Below are 23,080 nucleotides of genomic sequence, written 5' to 3'. Positions count from 1 at the left end.
CTGGCATGGCAACGGTTACACCTGCGTCAGCGGCCGGGTACTGCGCTATCCTCGATTTCGCAGGCACTTCGTTGCCTGCGCACCTTCCCTGCCCGGATGCGCTGCATGCCCGACCCGACGCCGCCACACACCCCGCCTGCGGGCACGGCCCAGCGCCCGCTGCATCGCTGGCGTGGCGGACTCCCGCAGCTGCAGCTCGACGTGGTGGCCGAGGAGGTACCGGTTGCGATGCGTTACAACGGTGCCGCGTTCTCGGTGATGATGGCCACGCCGTGTGACCTGGAGGACTTCGCGCTGGGCTTCTCGCTCAGCGAGGGCTTGATCACGGCGCCCGCGCAGCTGCTGGCGGTCGAGGTGAGGCCGCAGCTGGAAGGTATCGAACTGCAGATGACCGTGGCCGCGGATGCGCCCGGCGCCGCGCTGGATCCGGATGAAGAACGCCTGCTGCCCGGTCGTGGCGGCTGCGGTCTGTGCGGTACGCGCCAGCTTGAGGATGTGCTGCGGCCCCTGCCGCCGATCCGCGAACGCCGCACCTACGCACCGGCTGCGCTGCAGCGTGCCCTGGCCGAACTGGCACAGCACCAGCCGATGAATGCGGCGAGCGGCGCCATTCACGCCGCGGCCTGGGCCGACGCCAGCGGGCGGATCGGCTGGGTGCGCGAAGATGTTGGCCGCCACAACGCGCTGGACAAGCTGATCGGCGCCTTGCACCACAACGAGCACGCCATCGACGGCGGCCTGCTGGTGATTTCCAGCCGCGCCAGCTACGAGATGGTCAGCAAGGCAGTGCGTGCCGGCGCCAGCGTGCTGGCCGCCGTGTCGGCGCCGACCGCACTGGCGATCGACCTGGCCCGCAGCGCCGGGCTGTGCCTGATTGGGTTTGCGCGTGAGAGCGGGTTCAATGTGTACACCCATCCAGAGCGGCTCCAGGCCGACGAACCATCTCGGTAGAGTCGACCGTTGGTCGGCCAACTGAGCGAAAGGCAGTCGACCAGCGGTCGACTCTACCGGAACGCGAAACGGTGGGTCAGCGCAATGCCACCTTCGGGAAATCCACTGGCACATCGAAGGCCACGTTGACGTAGTTGGTGAACAGGTTGAGCGCCACGTGCGCCAGGATCTCCACGATCTGCTCATCATCAAAGCCCGCCGCGCGCAGCCCCTGCACGTCGCCGTCTGCGATCTGTGCACGCTGCTCGACCACCTTCAGCGCGAACACCAGCGCTGCCGCAGTGGCCGGATCGCTGGACTGGCCGATCTGTGCGGCCGCCATCTGCTCGCTGCTGGCCCCGGCCTTGCGGCCCAGCGCGGTGTGCGCGGCCAGGCAGTACTCACAGGCGTTGCGGTTGGCGATGGCCACGGCAATCTGCTCACCCAGCAGCGGCGACAGTCGCCCGCCTGCCAAGGCGCCGAACGAAGCCCACATGCTCTGCAGGGCGGCCGGCGAGTTGGCCACGGCGCGGAACATCGCCGGGGTGGCGCCAAAGGCGGCGTGGACCTGGCCCAGCAGGGTCTGGCGATCGGCCGTGGTGTGGGTGGCATCGATCAGGGGGATACGGGACATGGGGAATCTCCTTGGAAACGCGCCCGGGATTGGACGACCCGGCCATCCTAGGTAGACTCCATGGACGATACGTGCCATATAAGCCACATCCATTATCCATTCGTCCATGACCTTCTCCGCCGACCCCGTTGGCCGCCCGGCGCCTGATCGCCTCTCCTCCCTGCTGGAGCGCTTCCGCGTGCAGGCCGCGCTGTTCCACAGCGGGCCACTGTGCGGGCGTCATGACTTCGCGCCGCAGCCCGGGCGCGCCTTCCTGCACATCCTGCGCCAGGGGCAGATGGAAGTCCGGCACCCCGATGGGGATGCGGTCCTGCCTCGTCTGAAGATCGACACCCCCAGCCTGCTGCTGTATCCGCAACCGCTGCACCACGTGTTCCACAACGCACCGCTGGATGGCCCGGACTTCACCTGCGCCACGCTGGATTTCGATGGTGGCGCGCGCAACCCGATCGTGCAGTCGCTGCCGCCGGTGATGGTGGTACCGCTGGCCGCCATCGGCGAGCTGGACGACACCCTGCGCCTGTTGTTTGCCGAAGCCGACCGCCAGCGCTGCGGGTCGCGGTTGCTGACCAATCGCCTGTTCGAAGTGGCACTGATCCAGATCCTGCGCTGGGTGGTTGATCACCCGGACGCGGCCGGGGTCAGCCATGGGTTGATGCGGGGGCTGTCCGATGCGCGGCTGGCACGCACGCTGGTGGCGATGCACCAGGCGCCCCAGGACGAATGGACACTGCCACGCATGGCTGCAACCGCCGGGATGTCTCGCAGCGCCTTCGCTGCGGTGTTCAAGGAGGTGATGCAGGCCACACCGGCCAGTTATCTGCTGGACTGGCGGCTGAGCCTGGCGTGCGCGCAGTTGCGGGCCGGCGTGGCGGTCAAGCAGGTGGCGATCGAGGTGGGGTTTGCCGATACCGCGTCACTGTCCAAAGCCTTCCGCAAGCGGTTGGGCGCATCGCCGCGGGCGTGGTTGGCCGCAAGCGCAGCACATGCCCGGTAGATGGATCAGGGCTAGAGTCGACCGCTGGTCGACTATCGCGCGAAGCGCGGGGTTTTCGTGGCCTGACCGGAAGGCAGTCGAGCATGGCTCGACTCTAAGTGGCAGCCGACCAGCGGTCGGCTCTGCCACAAGCGATGTCCGCGCGCGCGTTGGCCCATGGCCTAACTGGCCGCCCCGTCGTTCTTCGCCAGCAACCCGGCGATGCGCTCGGCCACCTGCGCGCGCACCGCTTCATCCAGCTGGCCTTCGTACATTGCTTCGTAGATCCACAGGCCATCTGCCGCCAGCCGCGCCACGAAATTGTCGAGCGCGGTGGAATCAACACGGCCGGCCTCCGGCGCGGAGGGTGCCCAGCGGCGTACCGCCGGCCCCCATGGGCGCTCATCGGCCTCCGGGTCGGCCGATTCGAGCATGAACATCAACTCGGCGCGGGTGGCGCTCTGCGCCGACACCCGCACGAAGGTCTGGTAACGCTCCAGTGCGGTCGCCTCATCCGCACGCTTGCCCAGCAGCGCCTCCATCGACGCCTCCCAGGCCTGCACCAGATGCTCGTCAATGCCGCGCAGCAGCGCTTCGCGCGACGGGAAGTGGTACAGCAGGCCGCCGCGGGTCAGCTGGGCTTCGGCCGCTACCGACTCGAAGGTCACCGCACGCACACCGTCACGATTGATCACGTTGACGGCGGCGTCGAGGATACGGTCGCGCTTGCTGGTTCTCATCGCGTCATTTTACGCGATCGGCCGCACCCTCGCGGCCACCGACCCGGCCACGCAGCAGGCGCGCGATGATCGCCGCGCCTGCGGCCAGTACCACGGTGATCGCCAGCAGCACGATCTGGTAACCGCGGTCATAGGCCGCCGCGGCCAGCGCGAACCACTCGCCCTGCCCGCCCGCACGCGCGGCATGCAGCGCCTGGGTGAAGCCTTCGCGGGCCAGCGCCGGCATATCGGCCGAGACCGGCAGGAACGCGCTGTACATCGCCGCGCTGAGGCTGCCGAGCATCGCCACTGCCAACAACCCACCGAATTCGTAGGACACCTCTTCCACCGACGAGGCCATGCCCGCACGGTGGGGCGGCACGTTGTTGAGGATGGCCGTGGACGCCACCGAGATCGCCGCGCCCATGCCCAGGCCGGTGATCGCCATGCCCGCCACCACCCATTCCAGGCCATGCGGGAAGCCGAAGGCCACCACCGCCACACCCAGCGCGCCGGCCGCCAGGCCGCAGCAGATCAGCGGGCGCAGGCCAACCCGATGCAGGATGCTGCCGCCCAGCAGCGCGCTGGGCAGGCTGCCCAACGCTGCCACCGACACCAGCAGGCCAGCCTGCAGGGGCGTGAAACCTGCCACCAGCTGGAAGCGCTGGGTGGTGAGCAGCTGCAGCCCGGCCATCGCGAACAGGGTGAACACCGCCGACAGCGTGCCGGCCAGGAACGCCGGATTGCGGAAGATCGCAAAATCCAGCAACGGGTACGGCAGCTGCTGCTGGCGGCGCGCGAACGCCGCGCCGGAAACCATGGCCAGCAGCAGTGCACCGGCGCCCAACGCGTACGACGGCGGCGTGGCGATCAGCGATTTGATCGCCAGCACCAGCCCGGACAGCGCCGCCAGTGCCAGCAGCGAGGACAGCAGATCCCACGGGCGCGCGGTGTCGCGCTGTCCTTCCGGCGCCAGCAGCACGGTGGCCACGAAGGCGACCACCACCACCGGCACGTTGACCAGGAACACCGAGCCCCACCAGAAGTACTGCAGCAACCAGCCGCCGATGATGGGGCCCAGTGCTGCACCGACAATCGCCACCGAGCCCCAGATGGCGATGGCGATATTGCGCTCGCGTTCTTCGTGGAAGCTCAGGCCGATCAGCGCCAGGGTGGCCGGCATCATCGCCGCCGCGCCCACCGCCAGAAACGCACGTGCCGCGATCAGCTGCGCCGCGCTGCCAGCGAAGGCCGCGCCCAGCGAGGCGATGCCGAACACCACCACGCCGATCAGGAACATGCGGCGATGGCCGATGCGGTCGCCCAGCGTGCCTGCACCCAGCAACAGGCCGGCCATCACCAGCGGATAGGCGTTGATGATCCACAGCGCCTGCCCAGCACTGGCCGAAAGTTCTTCGGTCAGCGTGGGCAGCGCGGTGTACAGCACGGAGTTGTCGAGCGTCACCAGCAACAAGCCGGCGGCAACGCTGAACAACAGCGCCCAGCGACGGGCGCGCGACAGGGCCGGAGCACCGGCCAAGGGCTGGGACAAAGCCATGGGACAACCTGACAAGGAGGGATACGGCCATAACTATACCGGACGTCCTGTATAGTTATGAGGCATCAATGCAGCGATTCAGGTTGGCTGGCGGGCAATGTTCATGTTCCAGCGCAACCCGGCGTCACCGACAGTCCTGCGGCAACGCAACGATCGCCGCCACCACCGCCGCCTGCATGCCCTGACCCACGGCCGGGTCCAGCTCACCGTCGATGCCGCCATGCTGGCGACGCAGCTCGTCCTCGCACAGCCCCCGCACCCGCGCGCGTGCATTGGCGCGCAGGCTGCTGCACCGCCAATCGGTACCGCCCAGCGGCAGCACCGAGTACACCACGCTGTTGCAGGCGTTGTCGGCCCGCTGTTGCAGCGGCAACCCTGCGAAGTCACGCGGCTCACTGCTGCGCTGCGGGTCGAAGTAGCTGTCGGGGAAGGTACGCGCGTACTGCTCGACATCCACCGCCATGCTGCCACCGGCTGCCAGCGGCATCTGCAGCGGCTGGCCACACCGCACCTGGTCTGCGCGATGCTGGATGTACTGGTAAATCGGCCGATCCAGGGTCGGATCCTGCGACGTCACCGCGCTGACCGCCGCCAGCACCGGCAATGACGCACGGTTGGCCATGCGCGCCAGCAGACCTGCCTGCGCCGGTTGGCAGCGGTCGCGCAGCGTGGCCGCCAACAGGAACAGCACGTCGTTGCGGAAGGCGATGTCTTCCACCAGCCGCTGTTGGATGCGCCGCGCGGCGTCGGCGGCCGGCGCAGGAAATGGCACCGCCATGGGCCGTGGCCAGCACGCCACCAGCACCGCTGCCGCAGTCGCTGCCAGCAGGCCCGCAGCCAGGATCCAGCGCGCACGCATCAGGTGCCGATCGCCGTCAGCGTCGCCGCTGCCGCATCGTAGGAGGCACTGGCGATGTCCGCATCGAAGCGCTTGATCTGCAGGCGCCCGGCCAGCCGATACGGATCCCACAGGTTACCCAGCGCAATCGGTGTGGCCAGGGTTACATGGATGATCTGGTTCGGCGGCGGTGGTGGCACATGGATGCAGGCCCCATAGAACGGCACGAACAGAAGCTCGTCCACCAACCCGGCATCATTGGTACCCAGCGGCACCACAAAGCCGTCCAGATCCACCATGCGACCGTCGAGAGCATCGACCACGCGCGAAGAACCGAACTGGCTGGCCCGCTCCGGGCTGGAATGGTCGATCGCCTGACCGGGCGGCGTACCGGAACCGGTGTCGTCGATCAGGCCGCCCACGCCGTCCATGCCGTTGCGCGACAGGCCGATCTGCGGCGGCGGTCGCTGGTAGGTCACCTCATCGGGGCGCAATGCATCCCAGCGCTCGATGGCGGCATCGTGTGCTTCTGCGCTGGCCGCAGGTGCAGCCCGTGCTGCTGTCACGTCATCATCAACGCGCGGCCCGCAGCCGGCCAACGCCAGGCAACCTGCGAGTACCAACAGATGTCTACGGTTCATACGCCCTCAGCTGCGCATCGCGCATGGTGTAGGCCGAACCGGCCAGTTCGTCATCCAGCCGCTCGGCCTGCAGGGTGCCGGCCAGGAAGAACGGCGAATACATGTCCGGCATCGCGATCGGTCGCGACAGCAGCACATGCACGATCTGGTTCGGCGGTGGCGGCGGCACGTGGATGCAGGCGCCGTAGTACGGCACGAACAGGAATTCGGTCAGGCGCCCGTCCTGCGCAGTGGCCAGTGGCACCACGTAGCCCGGCAACCGCACCGGCCGCTGCAGCACCGCGCCCACGGTGCGGAAGGTGCCGAACTGCGGCATGCGCCGGTTGCCGTTGTGTTCGACCTGCGGGCCCTCGCCGCGCTCCAGCGCCGCCAGCTCGTCACCGGGCATCATCTGCAGCCAATCCAGTTCCTGCTCCTGCATCGCCGCCGCAGGTTCGTGATCGACCACCGGCGACGGTGGCAACGCCTGCACACCGGTATCGACCGGTCGCTGGCAGGCCGCCAGCACCAGCATCATCGGCAGCAGCCGCAGTACGCGCATGCTCAGGCCCCCGGCGACAGGCCATCGGCCAGGGTACGGCGGTAGGCCAGCCACGCAGGCAACAACCCGGCCACCGCGCTGATCGCCAGTACGCCTGCCACCCAGGCCAGCTCGCGCAGCTCCGGCCAGACATGGGTGATCGACAGGCCGAAGGTGGCCAGGGCCCAGCCGCGCCCAGCAATGCTGGCGGCCACCAGAAGCGCCAACGCCAGCACACAGGCCACCGCGCTGGTGGCCACCGCTTCCACCACCAGCAGGCCGGCGATGTAACCCGGTCGCGCGCCGATGGCACGCAGCACCGCCATCTCACGACGCCGCTCCTGCAGCGTGGAAACCAGCAGTGCCACCAGCGAGACCATGCCCAGCAGCACCACCATCGCGCTGATCAGCTGCAACGCCCGCTCGGCCGTGCCCAGCGACTGCCACAACTGCTGCAGGGTCACACCGGGCAATATCGCCAGCATGGCTTCGTCGGGATACTCGTTGATCCTGCGCTGCACCGAGAAGGTCGCCACGCGCGAGTTCAGCCCGAGCATGAAGGCGGTGACGCTGGTCGGGGTCAGATCCAGCTGTCGGGCCTGGTCGGCGCTGACATGCTGGCCGGGCAGCTGCACCCCGGAACGCCAATCGATATGGATCGCCTCGATGGCTGGCAGCGATACCAGCAGCGATGAATCGACCGGCGTGCCCGTCCGCTGCAGGATGCCCGCCACCCGGAACGGCTTGTCGGCATGCGTGGCCAGGGTCACCGTACCGGTGCCGTGGGCCAGTACTACCTCATCACCGATGCCGATCTTCTGCGCGCGCGCTACCTCTGCGCCGATCACCGCATCGTACAGATCGTCGAACGCATGCCCGCGCGTGAATGCCAGTGCGTGGCCCGCGCCGTAGCGGTAGTGCTCGAAGAAGCCGTCGCTGGTGCCGACCACCCGGAAGCCGCGCCAGGAATCGCCCAGCGACAGCGGCACCGCCCACTTCACCTGCGGCAGCGATGTCAGAGCCTGGTAGGACTGCCAGGACACATTGTTGGTCGGGTCGCCGATGTGGAACACCGAGTACAGCAGCAGATTCACCGGCCCCGAACGCGCGCCGACGATCAGATCGGTACCCGAGACGGTGCTGGCGAACCCTTCGTGTGCCTGCGTGCGCACGCGTTCGACGCCCAGCAACAGCACCACGCTGAGGGTGATCACCAGTACCGAAAGGCCCACGCTCAACGCACGACTGCGCAGGCTGGCCCAGGCAAGCTCAAGCATGGGCCGCCCCTGCCTGATTGATCGCCGACAGCGCGACCGTACGGTCGAACAGCGGTTCCAGGCTGTCGTCATGGCTGACCACCAGCACGGTGGTGCCGGCGGCCTGGCATTGGGAGGACATCAGCCGCAGGAACGCGGCGGCCGCCTCACGGTCGAGCGCCGAGGTCGGTTCGTCGGCCAGCAGCAGCGCCGGACGACCGATCAGTGCACGCGCGGCGGCCACCCGCTGCTGCTGGCCGACACTGAGCGTGCCGGCCGGGCGCCGCATCAGTGCCGGGTCCAGTTGCAGAGCGCGGAGCAAGCGCACGATCTCGTGATCCAACGGTCCACTGATGCGCGCACTGCGCAGCGGAGAGAAGCGCAATCCCAGCGCGATGTTGTCGCGCACGCTGAGGAAGGGCAGCAGATTGAACTGCTGGAAGATCACCCCCAGGTGGTCGGCGCGGAAACGGTCGCGTGCCGGACCGCGCATGCCCGGCAGCGCGTGGCCAGCCACTTCCAGCCTTCCCCGGCTCGGCAGCAGCACCCCGGCCAGCAGGCCCAGCAGGGTGCTCTTGCCGCCTCCGCTGATGCCACGCAGCAGCACGCTGCTGCCCTGTTCGATCCACAGCCGCGGAATATCCAGTACCAGACGCAGCCCGTAGCCGAACTGCACATCCTCCAGCGCGATCACCGGCCGTACGCTCACGGTGCCAGCACCACGCGCAGATTGCCTGCGTTGAGCACGCTGCGACCCTGGCCACGGTCGGTGGCGGTATGGACGATGACCTCGTGCAGGCCCGGGAACAGTGTCGGCAAGCGCACGACCAGAGCGCGCAACGCCAGCGGGTTCGCACAGCGATACTGCAGGCTGGCGCTGAAGCCGGCATGGCGGTGCTGCCCGGCCGCGGCGGTTGCTTCAAAGCCCTCGGCCTTCGCGCTGCTGCGGGACAGGCGGCAGTGCGCTGCGGTGGGCAGGGTCACCCAGCTGCCACTGTTGAGCACAGCGGTGGCGCGTGCCAGCGCCGCGCGCTCGGCAGCGGTGGCCGGTGCGCGCTCGAAATCGACGATGCCGATACCAGGCGCCTGCAGCTCCAGCGCGAGGGTGGCCTGGTCCAGCGCCAGATCGACGGTGGCCTGGCCGTGGACGTGCGCACCCAGATGGCGAAGTTCGTGGGCCTGCGCGGTGCTGGCAACCAGCAGCAGAAAAAGAGCAGCAGGGCATTTCATGGGGGAGGCTCCAATTGTTACTATGTAACATTATGGACCACAACCCCACGACGCCCGCAAGAGCCCTGCCCCAGCCGCCAGCATCGGCACGCTGGCATCCCCGCTTCGATCTGGCTGGCGCCGGGCTGTCCCTGGCCTGTGCCGCGCACTGCGTTGCGCTGCCCCTGCTGCTGGCCTTCGTGCCGGCAGCGATGATGGCGCTTCGTTCGTTCCAGCATCCCGGCCACGCGCTGATGACCACCCTGCTGCTGATGTCGCGTTGGGAATGGCTGTTCGCGCTGCTGGCCTCGGCGATCGCCCTTGTCAGTACCCTCGCCGGTTCGCACCGCCACGGCCAACGCTGGCCCCGGCGGCTGGCGGTGGCCGGCACCACGCTGCTGTTGTCCGCATCGCTGTACCCGCCGTTGAAGGAATCGCTGCTCTGGCATGGCCTGGCGACCGCCTGTGGCGGCGTGCTGCTGGCGGCGGCGCACCTGGCGAACCGAAGCGCATTGCGCAACCGGTAGTGCCGGCCGCTGGCCGGCAGGAATACGGCATCCCCGCATGGCGTGGCTCTGCCGCAGCCAACGGCCAACGCCGGCCAGCGGCCGGCTCTACCCATCTCTATTCGTCGAACGGGCGCTGCCCCAGCGTCTGCGTCACGTGGTCGACGAAACAGGTGATGCGCGCGGCCAGCGCGGTATTGCGGTAGTACACCGCGTTGATCGGCTGCCGTACCTCCTGCGTCTGCCGGGCGAACAACTGCACCAGCCGGCCATCACGCCGGTCCTGGCGGGTCAGGAAGTCGGACAGGCAGGTGATGCCCAACCCGGCGACCGCCATCTGCCGCAGCGTCTCGCCACTGGACGAAGCAATCGCTGGCTCGATCACGAAAGGCCCGCCATCGGCATCGTGCAGCGGCCATTCGTTCAACGAACTGGGCTGGGTGAAGCCCAGCAGGTCATGCTTGTGCAGCTGCGCCACGCGCGTGGGCGTGCCGTGCCGACGCAGGTATGCGGGGCTGGCCACCACGCGGATGCGGCTGTGACCGATCGGTCGCGCATGCAGGGTGGAATCACGCAGCACGCCGATGCGGAACGCCACGTCGGTGCGCTTCTCGATCAAGTCGGTGATGCCTTCATTGGAATTCAGCTCCAGCTCCACCTGCGGGTAGCGCTCGCGGAAGCCCTCCAGCAACGGCACGATCACGTGCAGCATGAACGGCGTGGCGGCGTCCACGCGCAGGCGCCCCACCGGCTGCAGCCGCCGCGCGGCCATCTGTTCTTCCGCCTCGTCCACGGTGGCCAGGATCGTGCGCGCGTACTCCAGGAACGCCGCGCCCTCCTCGGTCAGCTCCAGCCGCCGCGTGGTCCGGCGCAGCAACGTGGTCTGCAGCTTGTCCTCCAGCCGCGCCAGGGTGCGGCTGGTGGCCGAGATGGTCAGCTCCAGCGCCTCGGCCGCAGCGGTGATCGAACCACTGTCGACCACGGCCACGAAGGCCTTCAGCTCATCCAGGGTTGTTTTCATTTTTTACCTGTACGCAAAAGCATTTCCCGTATACACGGCTTAATCAACAAATGTAAAGCACCCACACTTCGCCCTGTCCCGAGCCCATCGGCTCTCAATGAAGTCCCTGGAGTCCAACATGCGCGTTCCTTCCTTTGGCGTCGGCACCTTCCGCCTGACCGGCCAGACCGTCATCGACTCGGTGCGCGACGCCCTCGAGATCGGCTACCGGGCGGTTGATACCGCTCAGATCTACGGCAATGAAGCCGAGGTCGGCCAGGCCATCGCCGAATCCGGCGTACCACGCGACCAGGTGTTCCTGACCACCAAGGTCTGGGTGGACAACTACGCCGCCGACAAACTGGTCCCGAGCCTGCGCGACAGCCTGGCCAAGCTGCGCACCGACTACGTGGACCTGCTGCTGATCCACTGGCCGGCGCCGGGCAACGGCGTTGAACTGCGCGAGTACATGACCGCGCTGGCCGAAGCCAAGGCGCTGGGCCTGACCCGCCAGATCGGCGTGTCCAACTTCAACATCGCACTGACCCGGCAGGCGATCGACGTGGTCGGCCCCGGTGAGATCGCCACCAACCAGATCGAACTGAGCCCCTACCTGCAGAACCCGGCACTGACCGCTTTCCTGCAGGCGCAGGACATCACCGTCACCTCCTACATGACCCTGGCCTACGGCAAGGTGCTGAAGGACCCGGTGCTGGCCGCCATCGCCGACAAGCACCAGGCCACCGTGGCCCAGGTCGCGCTGGCATGGGCGCTGCAGCGGGGCTACTCGGTCATCCCGTCCTCGACCAAACGCGAGAACCTGGCCAGCAACCTGCTCGCCCAGGACCTGCACCTGGATGCCGATGACCTGGCCGCCATCGCCGCGCTTGACCGCAACAGCCGCCAAGTCGATCCGTCGGGCCTGGCGCCGGCCTGGGACTGAGGTGCCTGGCCATGCGCAGTGCATTGACGCAGCTGCGGGCCGGTGGCTTCAGCATCGGCATCGAAGCACCGCTGGACAATGACTGGACCCCGCTGGGCGAGCAGGCACGGCGCGCCGCGCGACGCCTGCCCGGCGAACCGGACCTGCGGCGCCACGCAGAACTGGCACGGTTGTCCGACCGCCTCGGCTTCCGTGCGCTGTGGGTGCGCGACGTGCCGGTATACGACCCGGCCTTCGGCGATGCAGCGCAGGTGTTCGAGGTGTTCAGTTACCTCGGCTACCTGGCCGGCATCACCGAGAACATCCTGCTGGGTACCGCCGCGGTGGTGCTGCCGATCCGCGAGCCGCTGCTGACCCTGAAGTCGGCGCGCAGCGTGCAGCGGCTGAGCGGTGACCGCCTGCTGCTGGGCGTGGCCAGCGGCGATCGCCCGGTGGAGTACCCGCTGTTCGGGCGCGACTTCGACAGCCGGGGCAACCGCTTCCGCGAGCAGATCGCACTGCTGCGCGAAGGCGCCGCCGCCCACCTCCCGCAGGGCTTGGACGTACTGCCCACCGGTGGCCCCGCCCTGCCGCTGTTGGTGGCCGGCCTTGCCCAGCAGCAACCGGCGTGGATCGGCCAGCACATGGACGGCTGCCTGGCCTACCCGGGCTCGCCACAGGACCATGCGCAACGGGTGGCGGCCTGGCGCGCCGTGGCCGGCAACAAGCCCTATGCCAGCTTCATCCACCTGGACCTGATGACCGATGCAGATGCCCCGCTGCAGCGCTGGCGCTTTGGCCTGCGCGGCGGCCGCAACGCCCTGCTGGCCGAGCTGCACGCCCTGCAGGCAGCCGGTGTCGACCACATCGGCCTGCAGTTCCGCCGCAACGAACGGCCGTTGGCCGAGACCTTCCACGAAATCGCCGAGTACGTGCTGCCGCACTTCCCGGCCCATGCCGGCGCCGCCGCGACGGCCTGACCGTCAACAGTTACCGGAGCTTTGCCATGAAGATGAAGACCCTGGCCGCGCTTGCGCTGGCCACCCTGCCGCTGTCCTTCCAGGCCACCGCCGAAGACTGGTATCCCTCTGCCTACGGCCCGAACGACGAGATCGGTGCGGCCAACCTGCTGACCGCAGAGGTGGTCAAGCATGCGGTCTCGCTGGTCAGGACCGGCAAGACCTATCCGCTGGCGGTGCCGGTGGACAAGAACCTGCCCGCGTTCCGCCATCGCAGCTTCCGCCTGTACAACGTGCAGGTCGGCCAGCAGGCTGGCAAGTCGCTGGGCCCCAACAAGTTCACCTTCAACGATGAACTGGTCAACGCCTGGACCGGCGTTGGCACCCAGCTCAACGGCATCGGCCACATCGGCATCGACAACGTCTACTACAACGGCAACAAGGCCGCCGACTTCGTCAGCGTGGACGGCGTGCGCAAGCTCGGCGTCGAGAAGGTGCCGCCACTGGTCACCCGCGGCGTCGTGCTGGACATGACCGCGTACTACGGCAAGGCGATCGTGCCCGGCGGCACCGAATTCAGCGTGGCCGACATCCAGGCCGTGCTGAAGAAGCAGGGGCTGCGCCTGCGCAAGGGCGACGTGGTTCTGTTCAACACCGGCTGGCTGGAACTGATCGGCAAGGACGACGCGCAGTTCCTGGCAGTGGAACCGGGCATCGGCATGGAGGCCGCGAAGTGGCTGGCCGACCAGGGCATCGTCGCTTTTGGGGGCGACACCTGGGCCTCGGAGGTCTACCCGAATCCGCACGGTGCCGAGGAGTTCCCGATCAACCAGTACATGCTGGCCAAGCGCGGCATCTACAATCTTGAGCTGATCGACAGCCGTGCACTGGTGCGCGACAAGGCCTGGGAATTCCTGTTCGTGCTCGGCCAGCCGCTGTACGTCGGCTCGACCCAGGTCAACATCAACCCGGTGGCGATCCGATGAGTACCGCCACCGCCCTGCCGCTGTTCGCCGGCCGCTGCTTCCGCGTCAGCTATGACGGCCTGGCTGCCGACAACGTCTACAGTGCCGATAGTCGCCACGTGCACTACGCCATCGTCTCCGGCGCCCATGCCGGTGCACGCGGCGAAGCCGCCTGCCAGTGGCAGCAGCTCAGCGAGGGGGTCTATGCTGTTTCGTGGCAGGAAGCCGATGGCGCTACCGTCGTGCATGTCGATGAATTCGTGGGCGGGCGTTCGCTGGCCTGGTTCACCGCCGCCGATGGCAGCTTCCATCGCATGCAGGGGCCGCTGCGCGTGCTGTGATGCCGGCCAGCGGCCGGCATGACCTGTTGGCAGACGGAACCTGACAGATCGGTAATGTACGGGTCAGGGCAGCGAAAGGCGCGGCCCTCCACCCTGAGGGCCATGTCTTCCACAGGTATCCTACGCATGGCCCGCCCCCTGCTGCGCTCAACCGCCCTTCTCGTCCTCGTGTCCGGCCTCGCGATTGCGCCACTGGCACTGGCCCATCCAAGCCTGGTGCGCTCGACGCCGGCCGCCGACGCAACCGTGGCCCCGGCCAGCCAGATCGAGCTTCAGTTCAGTGAGAAAGTGATGCCCCGTGCCACGCGCATCGAGCTGAGCATGGACCATGGCCGCATGAAGATGGCCATGCCGACCGCCACGCAGGAGATCTCAGAAGATGGACATAGCCTGCGTGTCCGCTTCGCCGCGCCGCTGCCCGCAGGCAGGTATGCACTGCAATGGCGTGCGGTCGGCCAGGACAGCCACCCGATCACCGGCAGCTACCGCTTCGCGGTGAAGTAGGCCCGGGTCATGGCCGAGCTCTCCACATATGCGCTGCGGCTGGCGCTGTACCTGGCGCTGATGCTGCTGTTCGGGCGGACGCTGTTCGTCCGGCCCGCGCTGCCGCGCGCTGCCGGCTTGGCACTGCCCCTGATCGCGCTGGCACTGGTGATCATCGACGCGGTGACCCGTCTGTCCGGCGTGCTCGGCGTTGCGCCGCTCGACCTTGATCACGAGACGGCGCACTGGTTCCTCACCGGTACACCGGTGGGTGAGGCGGGGCTGCTGCGCATCCTCGCCGTGCTGGCGATGCTGCCGCTGCTGGCCTTGGACCGGCCGCTGCAGGGGCTGCGCCGGTGGGTCGCACTCGTGCTTGCGGCCACAGCCCTGGCCAGTCTGTCCTGGAATGGGCACGCCGCCGCCGGCGATGGGTTGGGCGGCGTTCTGCGGCAGATGGCAGGCATCGTCCACCTGCTGGCGGCCGGCGCCTGGGTCGGCGCGATCGCCGCCATCCTGCAATTGGCGCTGCGCCCGCAGGGCCTGCGCCTGCGCGAACGCACCCATGCGCTGTGGCAGGCCGCGCATGGGTTTGCGCTGCCCGGCACGATCATCGTTGCCACCCTGGCGATGACAGGCACCTACACCTATGTCGATCTCGGTGGCTCCGCACAGACCCTGACCGGCACCGCGCATGGGCGCTGGCTGCTGTTGAAGCTGGCGCTGGTGGCCGGCATGCTGGGGCTGGCTGCACTGCATCGCTGGCGCCTGGTGCCGGCGCTGGCCACCTCCATCCGTGGCGGCTGGCAACCGCGGCCGCTGCGCGCGCTGCGCCACAGCCTGGCCTGCGAGTCGGCGCTGGTGCTGCTGGTGCTGGCCTGCGTCGCTGTGCTGGGCACGCTGGACCCGCTGGCATGAACCCTGCCTGCCGATGACAGCTCAAACTGCGATGATGGGCGCACCATGAAGCTGCTGATCGTCGAAGACGAACCCAAGACCGGAAACTACCTGCGCCAGGGCCTGATCGAGGCCGGCTACGTGGTCGATCTGGCCTGCAATGGCCTTGATGGCCTGCATCTGGCGAGCGGCGGCGAGTACCAGCTGGTCATCCTCGATGTGATGCTGCCGGGCATGGACGGCTGGAACGTGCTGTCACGCCTGCGCGCCACCGGCGGGCAGGTGCCGGTGCTGTTTCTCACTGCGCGCAGCAGCATCGCCGACCGGGTGCAGGGCCTGGAGCTGGGTGCCGACGACTACCTCGGCAAACCCTTCGCCTTCGCCGAGCTGCTGGCGCGCGTGCGCACCCTGCTGCGCCGTGGCCAGGTGCTGCCGCAGGCCGAACGCATCGTCATCGCCGACCTGGTGGTGGATACCCTGCGCCGCCGGGTGGAGCGCGGCGGCCAGCGCATCACCCTCAGCCCCAAGGAATACACCCTGCTGGAGCTGCTCGCACGCCGCCGTGGTGAAGTGCTGCCGCGCTCGCTGATCGCCTCGCAGGTGTGGGACATGAACTTCGACAGCGACACCAACGTGATCGATGTGGCGATCCGGCGCCTGCGAGCGAAGATCGACGATGGCTTCGATGCCAGGCTGATCATCACCGTGCGCGGCATGGGGTACGTGCTGGAGGCGCCTGACGAGGGCGCCGCCCGCGAAGGATGAGCCTGCGCCGTTCCATCGCGGTACGCCTGACGCTGCTGTTCGCCACCGTTGCTACGCTGGTACTGGCGGCGCTGGGCGTGGCGATCTATCTCAGCGCCCGTCACGATCTGGTGGCGCAGGATTTCATCGAACTGGAGAACAAGGCGGCCTTGATCCGCGACCTGGCCGGCAACGCCCCTGCATCCGGACGCGCTCAGCGCCTGGGCGAGGCGCTCGGCCACCATCCTGATATCGCCTTCCACATCCTCGATGACCGCGGTGCCGTCCTGTTCTCCACCGCCCCGGCGCTGCTGCGCGAACACGCACGCCGCCAACCCATCGACACCACGCCGCGCCGGCACGACTGGATCCTCACCGATGGCCGCTGCATGCATGCCCTGCATCTGCGGCAGACTCTGACCGACGGCGGCTCGCTGGTGACCCTGCTGGCCATTGACGACGATCGCCACGCCGCCTTCCTGCAACGGTTCCGCCATCTGCTGGCAATTGCCATCATCGGCGCTGCCCTGGCCAGCAGTCTGCTGGGGAGCTATGTGGTGCGGCGCACCCTGCGGCCGCTGCACACGCTGGCTGACGAGGCCCGGCAGATCACCGCCGGTCGATTGCAGCGCCGGCTGAGCGCACGCAGCGCGCCGGCCGAACTGGAACAGCTGGCACAGACCCTCAACGGCATGCTGGCACGCCTGCAGCAGGACTTCGCGCGGCTGACCGGGTTCTCCGGTGATCTGGCCCACGAACTGCGCACGCCCATCACCAATATGCTCACCCAGGTGCAGGTGGTGCTGGCGCACCCCCGCAGCAACGAGGCCTATCGCGAAACCCTGGCGTCCTGCGCCGAAGAGCTGCAGCAGCTGGCCCAGACCGTGGGTGACCTGCTGTACCTGGCGCAGGCCGAAGCACCCGGTGCCCTGCCCTCACGCGAGCCGGTGCCGCTGGATGCCGTGGCGGACGCGCTGCTGGAGTTCTACGAGCCGCTGGCCGAGGATCGGCAGTTGACGCTGCGCCGGGAAGGCATGGCGAGGGTCAACGGCAACCGGCTGATGCTGCACCGGGCGATTGCCAACCTGCTTTCCAACGCACTGAAGCACGCCGCTGCCGGCAGTGAGGTGCGGATGCGGCTGGCCGAAGCCGAAGGCCTGTGCAGGATCAGCGTTCATAACATCGGCATGCCGATAGCCATCGAGGCGCTGCCGCGCCTGTTCGACCGCTTCTACCGTGGCGAGCGTGGCCGGCATGAAGGCGCCGGGCTTGGCCTGGCGATCACCCGTGCCATCGCGCAGGCGCACGGCGGCAGCGTGAGTGTTGTCTCCGACGAAGCGGGTACCGTGTTCGAGATGGTGCTGCCGGTCGCGCAGCGGCAGGCTCCATCCACGCATGGCGTGGATCTACTGTAGAGCCGAGCCACGCTCGGCTGCTTTTCGTGCGGAGGCCAGAAGCAGCCGAGTGGGGGCTCGGCTCTACAGTCTGGCCTCCCGTCGCCGGTGCACCCAGTAATACAGCGTCGGCAGCACCAGCAACGTCAGCAGCATCGCCGACAGCAGGCCACCGATCACCACCACCGCCAGCGGCTTCTGGGTCTCGGCGCCGATCGCGTGCGAGGTCGCCATCGGCAGCAGGCCGAACATTGCCAGCAGCGCGGTCATCAGCACCGTGCGCAGGCGCTGCAGCGAGCCCTGCACAACCGACTGCAGCAGGTCCATGCCCTGCTCTCGCAGCTGCGCGAAGCGACTGAGCATCACCACCCCGTTCAGCACGGCCTGCCCGAACAATGCAATGAAGCCGATCGCCGCCGACACCGACAGTGGAATGCCGATCAACCACAGCGCGAGGATGCCGCCGATCATCGCCAGTGGCACGTTGGCCAGGATCAGGGCGGCACTGCTGATGTCCTTGAAGGCATCGAACAGCAGCACGAAGATGATCAGCACCGACAGCGGGATCACCCAGCCCAGCCGCTTCATCGCACGCTGCTGGTTCTCGAACTCACCGGACCACTCCAGCCGGTAGCCCTCGGTCAGCTGCACGTTGGCGTCCACGCGCTTGCGCATGTCGGCCACGACGCTGCCCATGTCACGCCCGGCAATGAAGATGCTGACCGCCTTCACCCGTTGGGCGTTCTCGCGCGAGATGTTGATCGCGCCGCTGGCCATGCGGAAATCAGCCACGTCGGACAGCGCCACTGTATGGCCGTCGCCGATGCCGACCGGCACCATGCGCAGGTGTTGCAAGTCACGGTCAGCGTCGTCCAGGCGCAGCGTGATCGGGAACCTGCGGTCGCCTTCCCACAGTTCGCCGACCTGGCGCCCGCCCAGTGCGGTCTCGATCACCTCGTCGATGTCGCGCACGTTCAGGCCATAGCGCGCAGCACGGTCACGGTCGATCTCGATCTGCAGCTGCGGCAGCGAACCGTCGCGGTCGATGAAGGCGCTCTCCACGCCCTCCACGCCACGCACCTGGCCCAGGATCGCCTGCGCCTGCCGGTTCAGCACGTCCAGGTCCGAGCCGCTGACCTTGATCACCACCTGACCCTTGATCTGCGAAATGCTCTCCAGAATGTTGTCTCGCACCGGCTGCGAGACCGAGAACTCCGGCCCGGGAATGCGTTGCTCCAGCGCACGTTGCAGGTCACTCACCAGCTGCCGCTTGTCCACGCCCTTCGGCCACTCCTTCTCCGGCTTCAGCGCTACCAGCGCCTCGATCTGGTTGGCGCCCTTGGCATCGGAGCCGTCTTCCGGGCGACCGAGCTTGGCCACCACCGTCGACACCTGCGGGAAGGTGCCGACCAGCTCGCGGATCCGCCGCGACTGCTGCTGCGCTTCGGCCAGACTGGTGCTGGGATCGAGTGTAGCGGTCAGCCAGATCGAACCCTCGTCCAGCTCCGGCAGGAACTCCGAACCCAGCCGCGTACCCAATGCCAGCGTGCCGACCAGCAACGCAACCGCGGTCAGCACCACCGCACGGGGTCGCGCCAGGGCGCGCTCCAGCACCGGCTGGTACCAGCCGGCCAGGCGGTCCATCAACGGATTGCCGTCGCGCATGCGGTCGCGCCGCAACCACCAGTAGCAGAACAGCGGCACCACGGTCAGCGCCAGGATCAACGCACCAATCAGCGCCGAGGTCACCGAGTAGGCCATCGGCGCGAACATGCGGCCTTCCTGGCGCTGCAGGGTGAAGATCGGGATGTGCGCGGCGATGATGATCAGCATCGAGAAGAACGTCGGCCGCCCCACTTCGGATGCGGCCGAGAGGATGGTCGAGAAACGCGTCTTCCGGTCGGCGTTGGGTGGCAGCTTCGAGAGTCGCGAAACGATGTGCTCAGTCACGATCACCGCGCCATCGATGATGATGCCGAAGTCCATCGCACCCAGCGACAGCAGGTTGGCCGGCACGCCCCACAGGTGCAGGCCAAGGAAGGTCGACAGCAGCGCCAGCGGCATCATCGCCGCCACGATCAGCGCGGCTCGCGCGTTGTACAGGAACAGCCACAGCACCAGGAACACCAGCACCGCACCTTCCAGCAGGTTGCGGAACACCGTCTTCAAAGTGGTCGAGACCAGCCACGAGCGATCGTAGAACGGCTCGATGCTTACCCCGGCCGGCAGCTGGTTGGCCTGGATCTCGGCAATGCGTGCATGCAGCGCATCGAGCACGTCGGACGGGTTCTCGCCCTTGCGCATCAGCACCATGCCGAACACCGCATCATCGTTGTCGTCCTGTCCAACCAGGCCCTGCCTTGGCAATCCGGTATCGGCGATGCCGGCCAGGTCGCGTACCAGCACCGGCGTACCCCCGCGCTGCGCCACCACCACGTTGCCGATGTCGGCCGGCGTGCGCATCAGGCCAACACCACGAATCAGGAACTGCTGCTGGCCACGCTCCACATAGCCGCCACCCGCGTTCGAGCTGCCCTTCTCCAGAGCCTCGGCAAACTCGCCGAGACTGACACCGCGGTCGCGCAGCTTGTCCAGGTCCGGTTTGACCTGGAACGTTCTGGCGAAACCGCCGAAACTGACCACATTGGCCACTCCCGGCACGGTGCGCAGTCCACGCTCCATCACCCACTCCTGGGTGGTGCGCAGCTGGGTGGACGTCATGTGCGGGCCTTTCAGCACGTAGCGGTAGATCTCGCCCACCGCCGAACTCATCGCCTCCAGCTCCGGGGTCACCCCTTCCGGCAGTTCCACACCCTGCAGGCGCTCCAGCACCTGCTGCCGCGCGAAATAGTCATCGGCCTTGTCGTCGAAGGTCAGGATGATCATCGACAGGCCGAACTGCGTATGCGAGAACACCCGAACCGAATGCGGAATGCCGGACAGCGCCACTTCCAGCGGCATCGTCACCTCGCGTTCCACCTCTTCGGCGGCACGGCCCGGGTGCAGCGACACCACGGTCACCTGGGTGTCGGACACATCCGGGAAGGCTTCCACCGGCAGCACGCGGAACGCGGCGATACCGGCGCCGATGAACAACAGCAACGCCAGCATCACCATCAACGGCTGGCGCAGGCAATAGGCAATCAGGCGATCGATCATGGCGCGGCATGCCCCGTGCCACCCACGGTAGCCGCAGCAGCCGGTGCGCTGTCCACCAGCTGCTGCAGCAGCAGCCCGCCCTCGACCACCACGCGGCTGCCGGCCGCCAGGCCCTCACGTACCCACAAGCGGCCATCACCGAGTTCTTCGGCATGCACGGCATGGCGCACGAAACGGCCCCTGCCTTCTTCCACGAACACCACCTGCTTGCCATCGATCAGCAGCACCGCCGCATCCGGCAGGCTGACGCCACCCTCGGCCGGCAGCGCCACCTGCGCGCGCACGTACTGCCCGGCCTTGAATCCGCGCGTGCGGTTGTCCAGCTCGGCGCGTGCCTGCACCACGCGGCGCTCGCTGTCGACGAAGTCGTCCACGTGCTGCAGCGTGGCTTGCAACGGCGTGCCGTCGGCGCCAGGTACGCTCACCTGCATGCCGGCCTTCAAGCGTCCGGCCAGGCTCTCGGGAATGTCCAGCAGCAGCCACAGGCGATCCGGGTCACCGATCACCGCCAACGGCTGCTCGCTGTCCGCGCTGACCGCCATGCCCGGGCTCATCCGCCGCTCCACCAGCACGCCATTGATGGGCGCGCGCAACGGCAGGCGCTGATCGACGTGCTGGCCATTGCCATAGGCCTTGGCAAAGGCGGTTGCGCGCGCGTGATCGGCCTGACTTCCGGCGAAGTTGGCCTCGGCCTCGTCCAGCTCGCGCCCGGACGCTACGCCTGCGGCGTGCAGCTCGCGGGTGCGTTCCAGCTCCTTTCGCGCCTGCTGCAGTTCGGCGCGGCCGCGTGCGCCCTCAGCCTGCGCCTGGCCGAACTCCGGCGAGGTGATCCAGGCGATGACCTGGCCGGCCTTCACCTGCTGCCCCGGCTGCGCCTCGATGCGCGCCACCTGCCCCGGCAACGGCGTGCGCAGTGCACTGGAGCGGGTTTCATCCCAGACCACGCGGCCCGGCAACTGCAGGCTGGCACTGGCACCGGCGGTCACCGCCTCGCTGCGCAGCACCTCCAGCTGGCGGCTGTCGGCCGGGAACTGGATCTGCCCGGCACTGACCTGCGGCGCATCCTCGGTGTACGACGCCGGCTCGCGACCGCAGCCGTTCAGCAACAGCAGCGCCAGCAACACCGGCAGCACGGCACGTCGCGCCCGCGGGCGATGGGCGAAGGTGGACTTCATCGGGATTCTCCTTCAGCAACGGATGTGGCCGCTTCCCAGCGCGCCAGGGCAATGGCATGGTCAGCGCGCGCTTCGATCAGCGCGGCCTCGAAGTCGCGCCAGCTACGGCGCGCATCCAACAGATCGGTCAGGCTGGCAGCACCACGGCGGTAGGCCAGCTCGATGCCCTGCACCGCCTTGCGTGCGGCGTCGGCGTGCAGCCCTTCATAGTCGGTGCGGCGCTGCGCGGCGGCCTGCGCGCTGGCCTGCAGCTGGTCCAGTTCGGCACGCGCCTCACGCTGCTGCACCTGCAGTTCCAGCGCGGCCGTGTCCCGATCGGCTTCGGCGCGCTGGATCGCACCGCGTGCACGCGCCGGGCCGCCGAGCGGAATGGTCAACGACACGCCCCAGGTAACGCCACTGATATCAGTCGGCTCACGTTCGGCCTCCACGCCCAGCTGGATATCCCGGTGGCGCTCGCTGCGTGCCAGCGCCACGCCGGCATCGGCGGCGGCCAGGCGCGAGCGCGCGGCTCGCAGATCGGCGCGCTGCTGCGGATCGAAGGCCCGCGTACCGGCCACATCGGCGGCGTCCGGCCACGCGTCATCGGCGCTCAGTTCGCCGCTGTCATCGCGGCCGAGCAACAGGCCGAGCGTGTTCCGCGCATCGCGCAGGTCCAGCGCCGCCTCGCGTGCTGCGTCGGCCACTGCCAGATCGTCCACCGCCAGCCGCGCGCGATCCACCGGCGCCATCGCACCGGTGGCCACCTGCTTGTCCGCCGCTGCCATCTGCTCGGCCGAACTCTGCCGGTTGGCCTCGGCGATCTGCGCGCGCTCCTGTGCGCCCTTCAGCCCGAAATAGGCTTCATGCAATGCCACCTGCTGGCGGCGACGGGTATCAAGCATCTCCAGCCCGGCCACCTGCAGCAACGCATCGGCCTGGCGGATGCGCAGCGCTCGCTTGCCGCCACGCTCCCAGGTCCAGCCCAGGCCCAGCGTGCTGTCCACCCGCTTGTCCTGCCAGCGACCGGGGCCGATGCCATGCTTCGGGCTGATCTTGCTGCTGCCGATCGACAGCTCGGCTGCCGGCCGCAGCGCGGCGCTCTGCGCATCGCCCTGGACCCCGCGCAGCTCCAGTGCCGCCGCACGCAGGTCCGGGTTGTGGGCGTCCATCGCACGCTGCGCGTCGGCCAGCGACAACGCTGACGCCGTGGGTGCGCACACAAGGGCGGCCAGCACGGCCGCAACATGAAGGGAGAAATTCATGCACGTCACGTTA

24 protein-coding genes are annotated in these 23,080 nt (G+C 68.2%); 11 read left to right on the top strand and 13 right to left on the bottom strand.

Translation table 11 applies throughout. The annotated features are described in order from the left end of the window. Positions 1-105 precede the first annotated feature (105 nt). Positions 106-951 (top strand): formate dehydrogenase accessory sulfurtransferase FdhD, encoded by an 846-nt coding sequence (gene fdhD, locus LZ605_RS03965; protein ID WP_249843896.1) that lies wholly within the window; start codon positions 106-108, stop codon positions 949-951. A gap of 76 nt (positions 952-1,027) precedes the next feature. Here fdhD and LZ605_RS03960 read toward each other — a convergent pair whose 3' ends face one another. Continuing rightward, positions 1,028-1,564 carry a carboxymuconolactone decarboxylase family protein gene (locus tag LZ605_RS03960; protein WP_249843895.1) on the bottom strand — a complete coding sequence of 179 codons (537 nt, stop codon included), beginning with the start codon at positions 1,562-1,564 and terminating at the stop codon, positions 1,028-1,030. Positions 1,565-1,670: 106 nt separating this feature from the next. Between LZ605_RS03960 and LZ605_RS03955 the strand changes: the two genes are divergently transcribed. After that, a complete protein-coding gene (locus tag LZ605_RS03955) occupies positions 1,671-2,561 on the top strand; it encodes an AraC family transcriptional regulator (protein ID WP_249843894.1) in 891 nt (296 codons plus the stop codon). Positions 2,562-2,722: 161 nt separating this feature from the next. Here LZ605_RS03955 and LZ605_RS03950 read toward each other — a convergent pair whose 3' ends face one another. The 8 genes from LZ605_RS03950 to LZ605_RS03915 all read right to left on the bottom strand — a co-directional run bounded on the left by LZ605_RS03950 (position 2,723) and on the right by LZ605_RS03915 (position 9,302). Beyond that, positions 2,723-3,280, bottom strand: coding sequence for a TetR/AcrR family transcriptional regulator (locus tag LZ605_RS03950; protein ID WP_249843893.1), 558 nt, complete (start codon positions 3,278-3,280; stop codon positions 2,723-2,725). Positions 3,281-3,284: 4 nt separating this feature from the next. Further along, positions 3,285-4,817, bottom strand: coding sequence for an MFS transporter (locus tag LZ605_RS03945; RefSeq protein WP_249843892.1), 1,533 nt, complete (start codon positions 4,815-4,817; stop codon positions 3,285-3,287). A 124-nt stretch (positions 4,818-4,941) separates the two neighbouring features. Further along, positions 4,942-5,676: a hypothetical protein gene (locus LZ605_RS03940; RefSeq protein ID WP_249843891.1), complete on the bottom strand. Its 735-nt coding sequence runs from the start codon at positions 5,674-5,676 to the stop codon at positions 4,942-4,944. Then, positions 5,676-6,296, bottom strand: coding sequence for a DUF3299 domain-containing protein (locus tag LZ605_RS03935; protein WP_249843890.1), 621 nt, complete (start codon positions 6,294-6,296; stop codon positions 5,676-5,678). The genes LZ605_RS03940 and LZ605_RS03935 overlap by 1 nt, the downstream gene beginning before the upstream one ends. After that, complete coding sequence (locus tag LZ605_RS03930) at positions 6,286-6,837, bottom strand: DUF3299 domain-containing protein (RefSeq protein WP_249843889.1); 552 nt, start codon at positions 6,835-6,837, stop codon at positions 6,286-6,288. Before LZ605_RS03930 ends, LZ605_RS03935 begins: the two co-directional genes overlap by 11 nt. Before the next feature lie 2 nt (positions 6,838-6,839). Next, positions 6,840-8,093: an ABC transporter permease gene (locus LZ605_RS03925; protein WP_249843888.1), complete on the bottom strand. Its 1,254-nt coding sequence runs from the start codon at positions 8,091-8,093 to the stop codon at positions 6,840-6,842. Then, positions 8,086-8,781, bottom strand: a complete 696-nt coding sequence (locus tag LZ605_RS03920) for an ATP-binding cassette domain-containing protein (protein WP_249843887.1) — start codon at positions 8,779-8,781, stop codon at positions 8,086-8,088. The genes LZ605_RS03925 and LZ605_RS03920 overlap by 8 nt, the downstream gene beginning before the upstream one ends. Then, on the bottom strand, positions 8,778-9,302 hold the full coding sequence (locus LZ605_RS03915) for a ZrgA family zinc uptake protein (protein ID WP_249843886.1): 525 nt from the start codon (positions 9,300-9,302) through the stop codon (positions 8,778-8,780). Before LZ605_RS03915 ends, LZ605_RS03920 begins: the two co-directional genes overlap by 4 nt. Before the next feature lie 32 nt (positions 9,303-9,334). On the opposite strand from LZ605_RS03915, the gene LZ605_RS03910 reads away from it, so the two are divergent. After that, the gene (locus LZ605_RS03910; protein ID WP_249843885.1) at positions 9,335-9,808 is read left to right on the top strand and encodes a MerC domain-containing protein; all 474 of its coding nucleotides are present in this window, start codon (positions 9,335-9,337) and stop codon (positions 9,806-9,808) included. 97 nt (positions 9,809-9,905) lie between these two features. Here LZ605_RS03910 and LZ605_RS03905 read toward each other — a convergent pair whose 3' ends face one another. Next, complete coding sequence (locus LZ605_RS03905; protein WP_249843884.1) at positions 9,906-10,808, bottom strand: LysR substrate-binding domain-containing protein; 903 nt, start codon at positions 10,806-10,808, stop codon at positions 9,906-9,908. A 118-nt stretch (positions 10,809-10,926) separates the two neighbouring features. Here LZ605_RS03905 and dkgB point away from each other — a divergent pair, with 118 nt between their 5' ends. The 8 genes from dkgB (at position 10,927) to LZ605_RS03865 (ending at position 17,510) form a co-directional block, all read left to right on the top strand. Continuing rightward, positions 10,927-11,730 (top strand): 2,5-didehydrogluconate reductase DkgB, encoded by an 804-nt coding sequence (dkgB, locus tag LZ605_RS03900; RefSeq protein WP_249843883.1) that lies wholly within the window; start codon positions 10,927-10,929, stop codon positions 11,728-11,730. Positions 11,731-11,741: 11 nt separating this feature from the next. After that, entirely contained in the window at positions 11,742-12,689 is a 948-nt protein-coding gene (locus tag LZ605_RS03895; RefSeq protein WP_249843882.1) for a TIGR03571 family LLM class oxidoreductase, read from the top strand. A 26-nt stretch (positions 12,690-12,715) separates the two neighbouring features. After that, positions 12,716-13,654, top strand: a complete 939-nt coding sequence (locus LZ605_RS03890) for a cyclase family protein (protein ID WP_249843881.1) — start codon at positions 12,716-12,718, stop codon at positions 13,652-13,654. Then, positions 13,651-13,974, top strand: coding sequence for a MoaF-related domain-containing protein (locus LZ605_RS03885; protein WP_249843880.1), 324 nt, complete (start codon positions 13,651-13,653; stop codon positions 13,972-13,974). The genes LZ605_RS03890 and LZ605_RS03885 overlap by 4 nt, the downstream gene beginning before the upstream one ends. A gap of 126 nt (positions 13,975-14,100) precedes the next feature. Further along, the gene (copC, locus tag LZ605_RS03880) at positions 14,101-14,478 is read left to right on the top strand and encodes a copper homeostasis periplasmic binding protein CopC (protein WP_249843879.1); all 378 of its coding nucleotides are present in this window, start codon (positions 14,101-14,103) and stop codon (positions 14,476-14,478) included. Positions 14,479-14,487: 9 nt separating this feature from the next. Continuing rightward, the gene (gene copD / locus LZ605_RS03875) at positions 14,488-15,372 is read left to right on the top strand and encodes a copper homeostasis membrane protein CopD (protein WP_249843878.1); all 885 of its coding nucleotides are present in this window, start codon (positions 14,488-14,490) and stop codon (positions 15,370-15,372) included. Between the two features lie 45 nt (positions 15,373-15,417). After that, positions 15,418-16,116 carry a heavy metal response regulator transcription factor gene (locus tag LZ605_RS03870; RefSeq protein ID WP_249843877.1) on the top strand — a complete coding sequence of 233 codons (699 nt, stop codon included), beginning with the start codon at positions 15,418-15,420 and terminating at the stop codon, positions 16,114-16,116. Further along, a complete protein-coding gene (locus LZ605_RS03865; protein WP_249843876.1) occupies positions 16,113-17,510 on the top strand; it encodes a heavy metal sensor histidine kinase in 1,398 nt (465 codons plus the stop codon). Before LZ605_RS03870 ends, LZ605_RS03865 begins: the two co-directional genes overlap by 4 nt. A gap of 63 nt (positions 17,511-17,573) precedes the next feature. Here LZ605_RS03865 and LZ605_RS03860 read toward each other — a convergent pair whose 3' ends face one another. The 3 genes from LZ605_RS03860 to LZ605_RS03850 are packed head-to-tail and all read right to left on the bottom strand — an operon-like array spanning position 17,574 to position 23,067. Further along, a complete protein-coding gene (locus LZ605_RS03860; protein ID WP_249843875.1) occupies positions 17,574-20,648 on the bottom strand; it encodes an efflux RND transporter permease subunit in 3,075 nt (1,024 codons plus the stop codon). After that, on the bottom strand, positions 20,645-21,823 hold the full coding sequence (locus LZ605_RS03855) for an efflux RND transporter periplasmic adaptor subunit (protein ID WP_249843874.1): 1,179 nt from the start codon (positions 21,821-21,823) through the stop codon (positions 20,645-20,647). The genes LZ605_RS03860 and LZ605_RS03855 overlap by 4 nt, the downstream gene beginning before the upstream one ends. Then, positions 21,820-23,067 carry a TolC family protein gene (locus LZ605_RS03850; RefSeq protein WP_249843873.1) on the bottom strand — a complete coding sequence of 416 codons (1,248 nt, stop codon included), beginning with the start codon at positions 23,065-23,067 and terminating at the stop codon, positions 21,820-21,822. The genes LZ605_RS03855 and LZ605_RS03850 overlap by 4 nt, the downstream gene beginning before the upstream one ends. Positions 23,068-23,080: the final 13 nt, after the last annotated feature.

This window comes from Stenotrophomonas maltophilia (genome assembly GCF_023518235.1).
Taxonomy (GTDB): Bacteria; Pseudomonadota; Gammaproteobacteria; order Xanthomonadales; family Xanthomonadaceae; genus Stenotrophomonas.
This window is presented reverse-complemented; position numbering and strand designations above follow the sequence as displayed.